This window comes from Paraglaciecola psychrophila 170 (genome assembly GCF_000347635.1).
Classification (GTDB): domain Bacteria; phylum Pseudomonadota; class Gammaproteobacteria; order Enterobacterales; family Alteromonadaceae; genus Paraglaciecola; species Paraglaciecola psychrophila.
On sequence record NC_020514.1, the window covers coordinates 374,709 to 390,522 of the forward strand.

Genomic DNA, 15,814 nt, shown 5'->3' on the forward strand with positions numbered 1-15,814 from the left:
TAACATGTAACGATGATTTTATTCATTTGACCAATTTTTATTAAAGTAGTTTTAGGTTCAGGAACAACAATCACTATGCAATAAAGTATTAAAAAAGATAGATTTATCCCTTTGAAAAAAACAGATTTAATCTAAGTTTGTTTAGATAATGGTCGTTTATCCACCGAACTACGTGGTGATTTAAAGCTCTTTCACCGTTGATCGTCAGTACCTTACATTTTGAATATCACCACATACTTGAGGAATTAAAGGGCAGTTACGCACCTTTCGAGCCTAATTCTGACACCATAGCTGCTAAACAGTTAACCGATGATATCTTGCAAACTAAACAATAAATTTTTTACTGATAGATTTACCCAAGTCTTAAACGCTGCCAATTTCAAAAAAGTTACTGATCAAGATCTTTAAGAAGCATTAAACGAGAGTGACGTGGTTGAATAGTTGCGACACGAAGTCGCTATATGAAGTTGTCTTCCTTCGACAGAGAAGACCATCCGTGTTGCCGGATGAATCAACAAGCTTGAATAAAGAGCAGCTTGCACAATGTAGCGAAGTGCGACAAAGCACGGGGTATAAATCGCGAGAAGCATATCTTCCTGGTAACCACTACCGGGTAAGCGCTAGATAATCGGTAGGGCTAAGATATCTGAATCTGCGTTAAAGATCGTTAGCACGAACATGCGGAAGTGGTTAATGCGCATGAGCCAAAAAGGCACTGGTGGTAGGAAAGTCGTTTCTATTATGCGGCTTCGCAAACAATATACTGCCCGGTCAATAGCAGGAGCCTAACCCGATGTACTTCTATAGCGGAACGTGGAAACCCCGTATCACTCTCGATGGAACTTGAGACAGCTAGTCGTAAGACAAGCCAATGGTGGTGCGGGAATAGGAGTGTCGAAACAAGCGAATGCCATGCTGTAATGGTGTGGATACGGGTTTAAATGTTACCTGGCACTAAAGTGCGCCCACGTTCGACTGGTCTTTCTTTGCAAGATAATTTGAAGAACCTTTGGTAAGAGGAAAAGCAAATGACGACAATGAATCATTTATTGGACGGTGCACCCTCTGCTTGTGAAATTGACTGGGATCTTATTTGTTGGGATAAAGTCGAAAAACAAGTACGACGGCTTCAGGTGCGTATTGCAAAGGCTGTTCGGGAAGGACGTCATGGCAAAGCGAAAGCATTGCAGTGGATCCTTTCTCACTCGTCCTCAGCAAAACTCATTGCGGTTAGACGAGTGACACAAAATAAAGGCAGTAAAACTGCCGGTGTTGATAACGTCATTTGGACAACACCTAAAAAGAAAATGCAGGCTGTCGAGGATATCAAACAAAGGGGTTATCAACCTCTTCCTCTCAGGCGTATTTATATTCCCAAAAAGAACGGAAAACTGCGTCCGCTATCAATTCCAACAATGGCAGACAGGGCACAACAAGCACTTCACTTGTTAACCTTGGAGCCCATATCGGAAACGTTAGCGGACAAGAATGCGTATGGTTTCCGACCAAAACGTCCTTGTGCAAATGCCATAGAGCAATGTTTCAAAGTACTGTGCATAAAATGTTCTGCTCAATGGGTTCTCGAAGGAAATATAAAGTCCTGTTTTGATAAAATCCGGCCCCATTGTCCATGGACAATATCCCAAAGGATAAAGAAATCCCTGAAAAATGGCTGACAGCTGGCTACATAGAAAAAACAGTGTTTAATCCCACATTTGAAGGTACGCCTCAGGGCGGGATCATTTCGCCAACACTTTTGGTGTTAACCCTTACCGGACTAGAGCAAGCTGTCAAAGCAGCAACAAGCTCTAAGGATAAGGTAAATATCATCGTGTATGCGGACGATTTTATCATCACTGGTGCCTCAAGAGAAATTCTTGAGTCTAAAGTAAAACCGGCTGTGATATCTTTTTTAAAGCTACGTGGATTAACACTCTCAGAGGAGAAGACACATCTCACTCATGTTAATGATGGTTTTAACTTTCTCGGTTTTAACGTACGTAAGTACGATGGGAAACTGTTAATCAAGCCAGCTAAAGAGAATGTTAAACTCTTTTTAGATAAGCTAAGAAATACCATCAAAAACAGCCGGCAGTGCAACGACGGAAGCATTATTCGCCAGCTTAATCTAAAAATCAGAGGATGTTCGAACTACTATCTTCATGTGTCTCTAAACGCACTTTTTCTAAAGTAGATCACAACATTGTCTGCATGGCTCTGGCAATGACTAAGCGAAGACATCCAAACAAAAGTGCACAATGGCGTAAACAGAAATATTATCGTCACCTTGCACTCAGAGATTGGATCTTCTTTGCAAGAACTCATGATAAGGATGGTTTCACAAGCCACCTCGATCTCGCTGAAGCAGCTAAGGTTAATATCAAACGACATCTTAAAATAAAGGGAAGTGCCAATCCTTACGAACTTGCCTATGACGACTATTTCGACAATCGTTCAGGAATGAATAAAGGTCGACATATTGCCATAGTAAGGGACGAAAGGTGCCAATCTACATTTTGAGTAAACGACATATTGTGACAAACAACCGGGTCTACTATAGGCCTTTGAAAGGCTTGAGCCACGTGCTGGGAAACTCGCATGCGTGGTTCTTAGGGGAGTTGGGGCTGGTAACAGCCCCTGCTTACCCGGCATCCGACTACCTAGGTTAAGACATAATACCCTTAACTGGAGATAGGTAATGACAGCACGTAAGAAATATTCAAAAGAATTTAAATTGGATGCCATCGCATAGGTGGTAGAGCAAAAATACAGTCGTGTAGAGGCGGCTAGGAATCTAGGCCTCAGTCCTCAGATACTCGGTCGTTGGCTCAAAGAGGCCGAAGATGATAATGGTCATGCTTTTCGAGGTAATGGCACCCTGACACCCGAACAAGCCGAAATCCGCAGCTTGAAGGGGCAAGTCAAGCGTCTCGAAATAGAGCGTGAGATATAAAAAAAAGCGACGGTCTTCTTTGCCAAAAAAAAGAAGTGAAGTATTCGTTTATTACCCGATATAAGAAGACCTGGCCTGTGCGCTTAATGTGCAGACTACTCGGTGTACAAAGTAACAATTATTACCGTTACCAGAAGCGTCAAACGGATAAACCTGATGGTTTAACGCATCAAGAGATGCGGGAAGGGGTAAAAGATATCGCCAGGTTCAGCGATAATACCTATGGCGAGACGCATTCAAAAAGTATTGAATACGCTGAGCTTTCCAGTGAGTCGCAGGAAAACAGCTCAATTGATGAAAGAAGCAGGCGTGTGGGTGCGGTATAAAAAGAAATATAAAGCCACCACCAACAGTGACCATAAAAAGCCCATTTATGACAATGAGCTAAAGCAAGACTTTGCAGCACAAAAGCCTGACCAAGCTTATGTGCATTATGTGCAGGATATCACCTACGTTTAGATATCAGAAGGCTGGTTGTATTTAGCGGTGGTGATTGATTTATATTCACGCAAAGTCGTGGGTTGGAGTATGAGTTCAAGAATGAAGGCCAGCTTAGTGTGTGACGCATTAACCATGGCAATATGGCAACGACAACCCAAAGCAAGATTGATTGTGCATTCAGACCAAAGCTTATCGCCGCCTTATCAAGGCTTGTCGGCAGCATGAGTAAAAAAGGGTGTTGTTGGGACAATGCTGTGGCAGAAAGCTTCTTCGGGAGTCTAAAGCAAGAACGGGTGCATTGGCGTAATTACTCTACACGATTTAGCGCCCAACAAGACATCTTGAATTACATGACCATGTGGTACAACAGCCATAGACTGCATTCGTACTTGGATTACCAATGTCCTAATAACTTTGAACAACAAAACAATGAATTACAAAAAGTAGCTTAACTGAGGTAGTCGTATTAGGTAGATCAGGTCATTGTCTATCAGCGCTGCACTTTTGCATCCTGATACTCAGTGGGATGGCTTGTTTAATTTTTAACAGCATTATTAACCGTGTCAGTGGTTACATCTTCGAATAAAACGTGGGGCGTTTGTCGCATCTGGTAAAATCTCATGTCATTATACATCAATAAGAATTTTTACACGGAATTATCAACATGAAAAGTTTGAATTCAAAACAATTTAAATATGCATTAGCTGTTTTAGCAATAGGCGTTCTATCCTCTTGTGGTAGACAAACTAGTGACCAGTATATGCAGGAAGCTAAACAGTATGTTGCAGAAAATGATCCTGGGGCTGCTATTGTAGCGTTAAAAAATGCGGTACAGCTTGAGCCAAAATCAGCACAAGCAAGATTTGAACTTGGGCTGCTTTACATACAGCAAAAACAATTTGAAAGTGCAGAAAAAGAGTTTAATCGTGCGTTGGAATATGGTTATGAAGCCTCAAAGGTATTACCCTTGTTAACGCAAGCTTATCAACAATCGGGCGCCTATTCAGCTATTAGTAAACTAGAGCATGATCAAGATGGTTTAACATCAGTCGAACGTGCTGAAATCGGTTATTTCAAAGTAGTTGCATTGGCTCGATTAAATAAATTAGACGATGCGCGTGTATTGATTGAAGAATTAAGAGAGATTAAAACTAGTTCAATTTTTAAGGGGCTAACAGCATCTTACATGCTGGTGTTAGATGAAGATTATGAAACGGCCGCCACTTCAGTATCTGAGCTGCGTGAACAAGCTCCGCAAAATGCAGAGGTATTGAAGTTATTAGCTCAGTTAAAGTTGTCGCTTGGTGCACCGGATGAAGCTGCCGAAATATTTACTGATTATGTTCAGTCTTACCCTGAGGATAAACAAACAACTTTTGTCTTAGCCAAATTATTGGTAGATATTGGCAAGTTAGAAGCTGCGGAACCTTATATTGATGAACTTCTTCAATTAAATGACCAAAATCCCCTATTGAATCAATTAAAGTCTGCAACATATGCACAAAAAGGTGATCATGCCAATGCTCTTAAACATGCTGAGATAGCTATCAATGGCGGAATTGAAGCACCGTCTATACGCTTGGTAGCAGGTTATTCCGCTTACCAAATACAAGACTACTCAAGTGCTAATCGGCATTTGACTTATATTGCTGGAGTACTGCCAGATAATCATCCTGGTCTCAAGTTGCTTGCAGCTAGCCAACTTCAGTTAGGGCTGACCTCAGAAGCAGGGGACGTGTTAGGTAGGCTTGACCAATTATCAGATGAAGACGCGCCTTTATTTTCTAAGGCAAGCTATGAGCTGCTTCGTGACGGTTTTGAAAAAGAAGCCAAGGTGTTGATTGAAAAATCAACTAATATTAGTCGCACTGCCGAAGATTTAACGCGCTTAGGGTTATTACAACTTTCTCTGAATAATCTTGATGGCATAGTCAACTTAGAAGAGGCTGTCAGTAAGTCGCCTGAATTGGTGAGTGCACAAACCACACTAGCAAAAGCGTATATAGTCACTAAGCAATACGACAAAGCCCTGGAACTGGCAAGCAATTGGAAAAACTCCACCCCTGCTGATTCAAAATCCTATATGTTGGCTGGCGATGTATATACAAGGCAGCAGAAATTTGCAGAAGCAAAAGTAGAATTTGAAAATGCATCGTCCCTAGACACTAATAGTCCCTCTCCAAAACTGGCCATGGTTAACTTGGCGGTTGTACAAAAAGATACTCAACAAGCTAGCCTGTTATTAGATGAGTTATTGATCAAATTTCCAAATAATGTCCCTACACTGGCGACTTATTATTTAGTTAGTAAGCAAGCTAACAAACAAATCTCAGGAATTGAAAAGATTCAAGCTACTTTTGACAGCGAGCCTTCAAATATGGATATTAGATTACTCCTCGCTCGTGTTTATGTTGTCGAAGCCAATTACTTAAAAGCGATTGAATTGTTGACTGCAGTAAAAGATCAAAAAGATTTACCAAGAGCGTATTGGAAAACATTAGGTCAAAGTCTTATCAAAACTAACCAATTACGACCCGCCACTTTGCACTATGATGCTTGGTTGGTTAAAGAGCCAAATGATAAGGATGCCATCGTAGGTAAGCTATTGTTGCTGGATAATCTGAACAAGTTTGCAGAAGCTGCTCTATTAACTCAAGGTTACCTTAAGAATCGTGACGATGTGCAGATGCAATTGTTAAATACTCATTTTTTACTGATGCAAGCGGATTATCCAGCGGCTCAAAAGGCGTATGATGCTTTGCCAGACAATGTACTAGGATTACCCTTAGCTAAAGGTTTCCTCGCGCGCTTTCAGTTAAATAACAAACAACCAGAATTGGCGTTGGAAAACGCATTGGTCGCTTACAGTTCGACCCCAAATAATAGAAATCTGATCTTGTTAATCTTCACTTACGATACTTTGAAGCAAACTGATAAAACCATGCAACTGCTAACACAGCACATAGAAAAATTCCCCCAAGATTTGGCTGCTAGAATGTTATTAGCAGAAAGACAGATAGGTGGAGATTTATCAGGGGCAATGGCAAGTTATGAAATAGCGTTACAACAAAATGCCAATAATTATATTGCTAACAATAATTTGGCGTACCTGCATTTACAGAAAGGCGACATTGATAAAGCTAAAGAGTATGGGAGAAAGGCAGTTGAAATCAAACCTAATAACTCAGCAGCACTGGATACCTTAGCGCAAATATATGTTGCGGAGAAAGACTATAAAGAAGCGTTAAATTTGTATGATCGAGCGATTACCGATGCTATGCAAAATGAAGAAATCTATCTAAATTACGTTGAAACCTTATTATTAGCGGAAGAAAAGTTTTTAGCAGAACGTAAACTAGGCCAGCGAGAGATGAAACAAAAGGCATCTATCACACGCGTAGATAAACTAAAAACTGACTTCGGTATTGAATAAGGCGCGAATTCTTAAATTATTTAAATGATTTTAAGTTATTAAGATAAAATTAGAATTGTATTAGAAGGCCATAACTTATGGCCTTTTTTTCAGAGACCTAGCAATAAGCCCCTGTAAACCTAACCTCGATTGGCGAACATTACTGTTTAGATAATAGTAGCCTGTATCAATATTTATTATCTCTAACCTATTACATGCCATATTACAGACACACCTTAATGATGCCCTAGTTAGATTCATAGGATTTCCATAAAGATTGATACTTAGGTAGTTACCAGTGGCTTATGTTTGCTGTTTGGAGGTATCTATTAACACATCTGATAGTAGGTAAGCGATTAGATTAGTTAAAACATATGCCTAATTATCCGCAAGTCTATTTTAGATAAATGCTGAGCTATACTAATATAATACTATAATCAGTTCTGTTGAGGCATCGACACTGTTGCACTGCAGTTTTGTCAGTAATCGATGCGGTTTAAGAAAACTCATTTCCATTTTTAGCTCATTATTACGAAAATAAACGTACTTCACCAGCTTGGCGACGTTTGACTTTAATGACTAACAAAAGTGTAATGAATCCAGGTAATGCTTGAAAATAAAAAATGTTAGTATTAGCTGTGAGCCCACCAAATATCCCGGCAATAGTGATACATATGAGTAAAAATACTTTTAAACTTTGATTGCCGCTTATTAAGCCCCAAAGTAAACCAAAGCCCAAAAAGCTATTATATAAACCTTGGTTCATAGCCAATACTTCTGAAGATTGTGCCACCTCTGCTGTCATTGAGAATATTTTTTGTCCAACAGGATGATTCCAGAAAAATATTTCTAACACCATGATGCCTAAATGCAAAAGGGCGACTAAAAAGGTCATAAAACCAGCAAAAAACTTCATAGATAATACCTTGACTACTTTGTATTAGATGTAACTTTTCATAGTGTGGTAAATTGACTTAAGTTGCAAGGATTGCTGTTGATACTTATGTCTAAATTAACAGACAGTTGCTCTATTTAATAAACACACTATCAAAAAAAAGCGCCTTGCGGCGCTTTCAAATATAAATAAACTGTTACGGTTGTTTTCCGCTTGGGTCTTTCATGTAACGGAAAAAATCACTGTCCGGTTCAACAACCAACACATCTTGTTTGCTGCTAAAGCTTTTCTTGTATGCATCCATACTCCGTAAGAAACTATAGAATTCAGGATCTTTGGTGTAAGTTTCAGCGTAAATCTGAGCTGCTTGAGCTTCACCTTCACCTCTTAGTTTTCGAAGGTTACGTTCTGCGTCAGCCAACATAACTGTAATTTTGGCATCGATATCAGCTTTGATAAATTCAGCTTTCTCTTTACCTTCAGAGCGATGCTCTCTGGCTACAGCTTCACGTTCGCTCCGCATACGTTGGAAAATAAAGTTTCTTACTTCCAATGGTAGGTTAATTTGTTTAACACGAACATCAATTATCTTTATCCCCAACTCGTCTGAGCTGGTTGAAGCTTGTGTCATAGCTTCATCCATAAGTTCTGATCGTTCACCAGACACAATTTCTTGAATAGTACGGGTACCAAACTCAGAACGTAAGGCATTATTGACTTTCTGTTGTAACAGTATTTCTGCACCAGATTTGATGCCACCAGTGGCTAAATAGTACTTAGCAAAATCTTCAATCTTCCACTTAACATACAAGTCGACAATCAAATCTTTTTTCTCAGAGGTCACAAAACGATCTGGCACTTCGTCCAATGTTTGAATACGTGCATCAAGTCTTACCACACGGTCAAAGAAAGGGAGTTTTAAGTGTAAACCAGGTTCAAAAACTGTGGTGTCACCTGACTCGCTGTCTCTCTGTACTTTACCAAACTGTATAACAATGGCTTTGTTGCCTTCTTCTACAACAAATAACGAGCCAAATATGAGCAACCCTATGGCTACTATTATTAATGCAATAAAATTTTTCATAGCCTAGTTTCTCCCACTACGTGCGCCGTTGTTACGGTTGTTTCTGGAGTTGCCGTTTAACGGTTGTGTATCTTCATCTTGATTACGCAAACCTTCTAAAGTACTGCGGATGTTGGCTGGAATTGTTGGCCCAGACTGATTTCCCAATATTTTATCTAGCGGTAAATACATCATGTTGCCAGTGCCTTCCGTATCCACCAATATTTTACTAGTGTTGCCGTAGACTTCTTCCATAGTTTCAAGGTAAATACGGCTACGAGTGACTTCTGGTGCAGAAGTATATTGAGGAAGTAATTCTTCAAACCTTGCGATTGCACCTTGCGCTTCCAATGTGACGCGTTCTTTATAAGCTTGGGCTTCTTGTGCTAAACGGTTAACCTGTCCACGGGCACGAGGTTCGATTTCACGAGAATAAGCTTCTGCTTCGTTTATGAAGCGTTGTTCATCTTCTTGTGCTGCAATGGCATCATCAAAAGCTTCTTTCACTTCTTCTGGCGGCCTTGCATCTTTAAAGTTCATATCGACAACAGATATACCCATATCGTATGATTCAATGATACCCGTTAATTCATCAAGCACGCTTCGCCTTGTTGCTTCACGTCCACCCGTTAATACTGCATCCATTCTAGAATGACCTACAACGTAACGAATGGCACTATCGAATGCTTGACTCAAACTCTCTTCAGGGCTAGTTACAGCAAAGCTGTATTTATAAGGTTCGAGAATACGGTATTGAACTTCCATCTCAACACGGACCACGTTTTCGTCTTCAGTTAGCATCGAGCCAGAAGAAGGCATAGAGCGAATTGTTTTTACATCTACCGGTAGAATCTCGTCTATAAAAGTTGGTTTCCATTGCAGACCGGGATCCACAAAGTGACTAAATTCTCCAAACCGCAAAACCACGCCGCGCTCAGCTTCACGAATAGTGTAAAAACCACTGAACACCCAGCCGATAACTAATATACCAACTATTACAGCAGCGCCTATACCCCCGAGGCTTTTACCGCCTGATGAGCCACCAGAACCACCACCACCAAACTTGCCGAATTTATTCATCAAGTTTTTGAATACCTCATCTAAATCAGGCGGGCCTTGATCTCGGCCACCCTTGTTTTTCCAAGGATCATTATTGTTTCCACCGGGCTCATTCCAAGCCATCATGTCTCTCCAGCTAGTTAATCTAATAAATAGGTCTAATGACCTTTACGAGTTTTTTAAATATTTTGATCGGTTATTTGTTACTAATTTTTTACTATATAAGACTCTAAATCAACGTCGACACGTTTGATTAGTCTGTTCCAATCTCTTTGTTCCATTCGTACATCGATTTGCCAATCACCATTTTCCGCATAACCTTCTTCTGCAATGCAGTTCATATCAAAAAATACACCACGTAAACTGCTTTTGTGCGGAGGTATTAATAAACTATGTTGTACCATGTTTTTTGATAGACATTCAGTAATTGCGCTGAGCAGTAAATCAATACCCAGACCTTGCTGAGCAGATAACCAAACTCGAATAGGCATGCCTGATTCATCGCGATCTATTTTTGCAATGACGCCATCCATTCGATCAATCTTATTACACACCATCAATTGTTGAATTTCGTTGGCATCTATCTCTTCAAGAACTTCATTTACTTGTTCGATATTCTCTTGAAACTGGTCGTCAGAATAATCCACTACATGCAATAATAAATTTGCTTGCTGAGTTTCTTGCAGAGTGGCCTTAAACGCTGCTATCAAATCAGTGGGGGAGGTGACGTATAAAACCAACCGTATCGGCGAGAATTGCTGAGCCAACATTTTGTAGCTGAATCTTTCTAAGCGTTGGGTCAAGTGTCGCAAATAATTGGTCAGCAACGTACACAGCAGATTCTGTCATGCTATTAAATAAAGTGGATTTGCCAGCGTTGGTATACCCTACCAGTGAAACTGTGGGGATTTCTGCTCGAATTCTAGAGCGTCTTCCTTGTTCTCTTTGTTTTTGTACTTTATCAAGACGACGCTGAATCGCTTTAAGCCTTGCTCTTAATAATCGTCTGTCAGTTTCAAGTTGACTTTCACCAGGACCACGCAGACCTATTCCACCTTTTTGTTTATCAAGGTGAGTCCAGCCGCGAACTAACCGGGTACTCATGTGCCTAAGTTGTGCAAGTTCTACTTGCAACTTACCTTCATGGGTACGAGCACGCTGGGCGAAAATATCTAGAATCAGCCCGGTGCGGTCGAGCACTCGACATTGGCATAGTTGTTCTAGATTACGTTCTTGAGATGGGGATAGACTATGATTAAAAATAACCACGTCAGCTTGTTGCGCTCTAACTGCATTGGCAATTTCTTCTGCTTTGCCACTTCCCACAAAATAACGTGCCTGTGGAGACTGTCGAGAACATGTCACTACATCTATTGCGTTTACACCAGCAGACGACACAAGTAGTTGTAATTCTAATAAATCTTCTTTGCTATTTTCGTCAGCAAAATCGACATGTACTAAAACAGCTTGTTCACCTGCTTCATAACGGTCAAACAATCCGCTCTCCTAAAACCATATTTAGTCTTCGTCTGATTCCGTCTGACCAACCGTAGGCATTGGAATTGCGCGCGATGGTACAACGGTAGAAATTGCGTGTTTGTAAACCATTTGGCTTACAGTATTTTTAAGTAAAATCACAAATTGGTCGAACGATTCAACTTGACCTTGAAGTTTAATACCGTTAACCAAATATATGGATACAGGGATGCGCTCTTTGCGCAGCGCGTTGAGGAATGGGTCCTGTAATGATTGCCCTTTTGCCATGATCAATCCTTTTTCTTTTTATTATAAAATTTCACACTCAAAAAGTGATTATACAGAAAAAAAAATAGCTGTATAGGCCGCCTTAGAGTTGAAACTGACTCAGTTTAATGACTTTCGACAGATTGTTTGTCGAAAACGTGTCTAACGGGTGAATATTTTCCCAACTTCTGAGCCAAGTCAACTGTCTTTTTGCTAGTTGACGAGTGGCTGCGACAGACTTTGCAATCATTTCAATAAAACCATAATCACCATCAAGATATTGCCACATTTGCCTGTAACCCACACATCTAATAGAAGGTAAATTCAAATGTAGATCACCTCTGGTTCTTAATTCTTCTACTTCAGCCTGAAACCCTGTATCGACCATTTGTTGAAAACGCTGAGCAATCCGTTGATGCAGTACTTTTCTATCGTCCGGAGCAATACAGAATTGCTTGACATTATAGGGTATGGGGGCGGATTTAGTCGCCATCAAGTCTGTCATTGAACGATTGGTTAGATGATAAACTTCTAAGGCTCTGATTAAACGTTGAGGATCGTTGGGATGAATACGTCTGGCTGAGGTTGGATCTATTTGAGCCAACTGCTGATGTAATTCCCCCCATCCTAATTTATCAGCCTCTGCTTCTATGGTTTTCCTGACATTTTGATCTGACTCTGGTAAGGGGGAAAGTCCGTCAATCAGGGCTTTGTAATACATCATAGTGCCACCCACTAATAATGGAATTTTACCCCTTGCTGTGATTTCTTGCATGGCCAACAATGCATCTTTACGAAATTCGGCCACTGAGTAACGTTCTGCGGGATCCAAAATATCGATTAACCTGTGAGGGGCCCTTTGCAATTCAACTGCGTTCGGTTTGGCCGTGCCTATATCCATGCCACGGTAAATCAATGCAGAATCGACACTGATTATCTCGCACGGCAGGTTTTCGCACAGCTCAATTGCAAGCCCGGTTTTACCTGAGGCGGTAGGCCCCATTAAAAATAATGCCGGTGGCAACGAACTAAGCTCTTTGCCTAGAATTTCATTCATTCGTATTTAGCCAATCATTTAAATGCACGGGTTTTCCTATTTTAGCAATATCATGTTCAACGTTGCTCGATGACTGAACAAACTGTTGCCACAATTCTTGTATCTGGGTAAGGCTTACTTCTTCACGTAAAACGATACATGTTAGCAAGTGCCTACGCACTTCCTCGGTCTCTAGTTCTTCAAAATTTAAAATTTCTTCTAGACATTCTATCCATCTAAACTGTCGTAACCCTGCGGGTACCTTACGTAAAATTATTCTATTTTTGGTCCAGCCAATTTCTACACTATTTTCTAGAAGTGGTTGGTAAAGTGCTTTTGCCTGTACCAATAAACTGGGCGTTGCAGTTATCGATATAGGCATTAATAAAGGTTGGCTCACTGGCATAACATCTGTATAGAGTCTTGACATTACGCTAAGGTGAAGAGCTACGGTCTCGAGTAAATAAAATTTTTGCTTGAGCTTAAGTAATATTTTTTTTTCTGATACCTGAAGCCATTGCCCGGGCATCATTGTAGTTTGTTGTGCAGAATTAGAAACCGCATTAATTGAATGTGTTGGAGTCATTAATTGTTGATAGTTTTTTGAAGATTGATTGATAACTTGAGAAGAGTTGACTAAGTGCTGAGCCATGTTTTTGTTTGCCAATCTACCCGAAGGACCAGATGCTTGAGTGCCTGCACCAGTATAATCAGGCAGACGATCATCCACACTTGTTTCTGATGCCGGTCTTTGTAAAGGTCGAATATAATCATGATTAGGCTGTGCTTGCGGCAATACACTTACCTCAGGATTCGGTTGCTGCTGGCCTAATTGACAATATTGATTAAGTGAGTCTGTTAGTGCTCTGAATATGAAATCATGGACCAGGCGCGCTTGGTGAAATCTGACCTCATGCTTGGCTGGGTGTACATTGACATCGACTTGGTTTGGCTCAAGGGTCAAATACAGCACATAGGCTGGATAAAAATCTGCACCCATAAGCCCTTCAAATGCTTGGCGAACAGCATGATTGATTAACTTATCACGCATCATACGGCCATTAACATAAAAATATTGAAACTCGCCTTGGGTTTTGGATTGTCCTGGTTGTGCCAGCCAACCCTTCAATTCAAATGTTTGAAATTGACTATTAAGTTCAATGCTTTGTTCGGAAAACTCTTTGCCACAAATAGTGTTAAGGCGCTTCAATTCAGAATTTTGTGCTTTTACAGCGGGATACTTACGCAGTAACTTTCCATTATGTTTAAGGCTAAAGCTCACATCAAAACGACTCAGAGCAATGCGCCTAACAACTTCATCTATATGTGTAAACTCAGTTTTTTCAGTCTTTAAAAATTTGCGTCTGGCAGGCGTGTTAAAAAACAAATCGACTACATCAACACTCGTGCCATCGGGATGTGCCACTGGGTTAACTTGCACTTGCATATCACGCCCTTCGCAATGAGCTTGCCAAGCTTGGGCTTGGTCTTTGGGCTTGGAACTTAAGCTTAAGCGTGCAACCGAGCTTATACTAGCTAACGCTTCACCACGAAACCCCAAACTACAAATGGTGTCTAAATCATCTAATTTTGCTATTTTACTAGTGGCATGACGGCTTAGGGCTAAAGCGAGTTCGTCATGGGGAATACCACTGCCGTTATCGCGGATCAAGATGCGTTTATGTCCACCTTTTTCGATATCAATTTCAATTGACGTAGCCCCAGAATCTAGGCTGTTTTCTACTATTTCTTTGACCACGGAGGATGGACGTTCAACCACTTCCCCAGCAGCAATTTGGTTGGCTAATCTTGCAGGAAGAATTTTAATTGGCAAAACAATGACCTTGGTGTAAATATTAAATAAATGAGCAGTTTAGGTGCTAGGGATCATTAGAACTTGTCCGATACGCACCACATCTGTATTCAGATTGTTGGCTTTTTTTAATGTGCTAATTTGCACATTATAACGCTGTGCCAGCAAGGATAATGATTCACCGCTTCGAACTCTATGGGTGCGTTTTTCTTGCTTCCATTTAGCCCATAATGAGCCATCTGGTGGTGAACCTTTAAAGTGTTGTTTAAGCCCGTTAAAAACTGACTGCGCCAGCTTCTGTCTATACTCAGACCAATTCAGGTTTTTTTCTTCTTGAGGGTTAGAGATAAATCCCATTTCTACTAAAATTGACGGAATATCTGGAGAGGTTAACACCGCAAAACTTGCCCCTTGGGGCGTCTTTTTATGCAATTTTGTCACTTTTCCTAGGTGCCTTATCATATCCCGACTCACGTCATAACTAGTGGTCAAGGAGTGATCCATAGACATATCCAGAAAGGTTTGAGCTAAATACCTTTCATTCGCTGTATCTTGAATAATCTCAGCAGCGCCTCCAAGTAATTCAGAATGCCGCTCGGTTCTTTCCAACCAGCGGCCCAGTTCCGTATTCGCTCTTTTCATGGATAACACCCATACAGACGCTCCCCTGGGTTGAGGTGTGGTAAACGCATCGGCATGTATTGACACAAACATATCTGCTTTGTGTTTTCTGGCAAGTTGAGGCCGTTTATTTGGTGAAATATAATAATCGCCAGTGCGTGTCATCAACGCTTTCATGCCTTTTTCTTTGTTAATCAAAGACTGTAATAGTTTCGCTATACCTAAAGTTACATTTTTTTCATAACTACCACTAGGACCAATCGAGCCTGGATCCTCACCACCGTGGCCTGCATCAATAACAATTATTATATCCCTGTCTGTTGTAGATTTTGAATTCAATACAATTTTTTGTGTTGCAGACTCAGGGGCGTTTAGAACAATTACTAATCTATTGCCATAGGGCTCGGTAGGGGGTAAAGCAAATATGTTCTTGTCGATCTTTTTATTTAACTCAATGACGACTCGAACAGCTTTAGGATTTTTGGCCGTGCTGTATCGTACTTTTCTGACCAACTTACTGTCATTCGCCACTTTTTTAAAATCAAAGTTCTTTGGGGTGTTTTCTATGTCTATGACTAATCGTTGTGGGTTGTTTAAGGTGAAGTAGCTATATTCGGGGGTATTAGCTAAATCGAAAACTAGACGAGTGGTATTTGGGGAAGGCCAAATGCGTAGTCCTTCGATTGTATTTTTAGCAAAAACTGGCGTGCTCAAAGCTATCAGCAAAAAACTGATTAATAGTATATGAAGTTGTTTGGACCAAAACGTTTGCATTAGT

Annotated in this window: 10 protein-coding genes and 3 pseudogenes; 5 read left to right on the forward strand and 8 right to left on the reverse strand. The window is 40.6% G+C overall.

Annotated features, from left to right (window positions below; translation table 11 throughout):
• The first annotated feature begins 1,028 nt into the window (after positions 1–1,028).
• From C427_RS28055 to prsT, 5 genes and pseudogenes are all read left to right on the forward strand, one after another.
• On the forward strand, positions 1,029–1,676 hold the full coding sequence (locus tag C427_RS28055; RefSeq protein WP_015430295.1) for a reverse transcriptase N-terminal domain-containing protein: 648 nt from the start codon (positions 1,029–1,031) through the stop codon (positions 1,674–1,676).
• Positions 1,631–2,220 (forward strand): annotated as a pseudogene (locus C427_RS28060) (reverse transcriptase domain-containing protein); the annotation flags it as partial. The gene C427_RS28055 and the pseudogene C427_RS28060, both read left to right, overlap by 46 nt.
• Positions 2,221–2,223: 3 nt before the next feature.
• Positions 2,224–2,520 (forward strand): hypothetical protein, encoded by a 297-nt coding sequence (locus C427_RS26655; protein WP_236613734.1) that lies wholly within the window; start codon positions 2,224–2,226, stop codon positions 2,518–2,520.
• Positions 2,521–2,752: 232 nt separating this feature from the next.
• Positions 2,753–3,846 (forward strand): annotated as a pseudogene (locus tag C427_RS25620) (IS3 family transposase).
• A 212-nt stretch (positions 3,847–4,058) separates the two neighbouring features.
• Positions 4,059–6,827: an XrtA/PEP-CTERM system TPR-repeat protein PrsT gene (gene prsT, locus C427_RS01610; protein WP_007643980.1), complete on the forward strand. Its 2,769-nt coding sequence runs from the start codon at positions 4,059–4,061 to the stop codon at positions 6,825–6,827.
• A 508-nt stretch (positions 6,828–7,335) separates the two neighbouring features.
• Here the strand turns inward: prsT and C427_RS01615 are convergent.
• The 8 genes and pseudogenes from C427_RS01615 to C427_RS01650 form a co-directional block, all read right to left on the reverse strand.
• Positions 7,336–7,722, reverse strand: coding sequence for a DUF1304 domain-containing protein (locus tag C427_RS01615; protein ID WP_007643978.1), 387 nt, complete (start codon positions 7,720–7,722; stop codon positions 7,336–7,338).
• Between the two features lie 175 nt (positions 7,723–7,897).
• A complete protein-coding gene (hflC, locus tag C427_RS01620; protein WP_007643976.1) occupies positions 7,898–8,785 on the reverse strand; it encodes a protease modulator HflC in 888 nt (295 codons plus the stop codon).
• A gap of 3 nt (positions 8,786–8,788) precedes the next feature.
• Entirely contained in the window at positions 8,789–9,946 is a 1,158-nt protein-coding gene (gene hflK / locus C427_RS01625) for an FtsH protease activity modulator HflK (RefSeq protein ID WP_034900416.1), read from the reverse strand.
• Positions 9,947–10,029: 83 nt separating this feature from the next.
• Positions 10,030–11,320, reverse strand: a pseudogene (gene hflX, locus C427_RS01630) (ribosome rescue GTPase HflX).
• A 21-nt stretch (positions 11,321–11,341) separates the two neighbouring features.
• Positions 11,342–11,587 (reverse strand): RNA chaperone Hfq, encoded by a 246-nt coding sequence (hfq, locus tag C427_RS01635; protein ID WP_007643971.1) that lies wholly within the window; start codon positions 11,585–11,587, stop codon positions 11,342–11,344.
• Positions 11,588–11,669: 82 nt separating this feature from the next.
• On the reverse strand, positions 11,670–12,623 hold the full coding sequence (gene miaA / locus C427_RS01640) for a tRNA (adenosine(37)-N6)-dimethylallyltransferase MiaA (RefSeq protein ID WP_007643970.1): 954 nt from the start codon (positions 12,621–12,623) through the stop codon (positions 11,670–11,672).
• Positions 12,616–14,436, reverse strand: a complete 1,821-nt coding sequence (gene mutL, locus C427_RS01645; protein ID WP_007643969.1) for a DNA mismatch repair endonuclease MutL — start codon at positions 14,434–14,436, stop codon at positions 12,616–12,618. The genes miaA and mutL overlap by 8 nt, the downstream gene beginning before the upstream one ends.
• Before the next feature lie 39 nt (positions 14,437–14,475).
• Positions 14,476–15,810: an N-acetylmuramoyl-L-alanine amidase gene (locus C427_RS01650; RefSeq protein ID WP_007643968.1), complete on the reverse strand. Its 1,335-nt coding sequence runs from the start codon at positions 15,808–15,810 to the stop codon at positions 14,476–14,478.
• Positions 15,811–15,814 lie beyond the last annotated feature (4 nt).

Coding starts and splice junctions, on each gene's coding strand:
- hfq (WP_007643971.1), bottom strand. CDS start 11,587: ATGGCAAAAGGGCAATCATTACAGGACCCATTCCTCAACGCGCTGCGC.
- miaA (WP_007643970.1), bottom strand. CDS start 12,623: ATGAATGAAATTCTAGGCAAAGAGCTTAGTTCGTTGCCACCGGCATTA.
- C427_RS01615 (WP_007643978.1), bottom strand. CDS start 7,722: ATGAAGTTTTTTGCTGGTTTTATGACCTTTTTAGTCGCCCTTTTGCAT.
- hflK (WP_034900416.1), bottom strand. CDS start 9,946: ATGGCTTGGAATGAGCCCGGTGGAAACAATAATGATCCTTGGAAAAAC.
- C427_RS01650 (WP_007643968.1), bottom strand. CDS start 15,810: ATGCAAACGTTTTGGTCCAAACAACTTCATATACTATTAATCAGTTTT.
- C427_RS26655 (WP_236613734.1), top strand. CDS start 2,224: ATGACTAAGCGAAGACATCCAAACAAAAGTGCACAATGGCGTAAACAG.
- C427_RS28055 (WP_015430295.1), top strand. CDS start 1,029: ATGACGACAATGAATCATTTATTGGACGGTGCACCCTCTGCTTGTGAA.
- prsT (WP_007643980.1), top strand. CDS start 4,059: ATGAAAAGTTTGAATTCAAAACAATTTAAATATGCATTAGCTGTTTTA.
- hflC (WP_007643976.1), bottom strand. CDS start 8,785: ATGAAAAATTTTATTGCATTAATAATAGTAGCCATAGGGTTGCTCATA.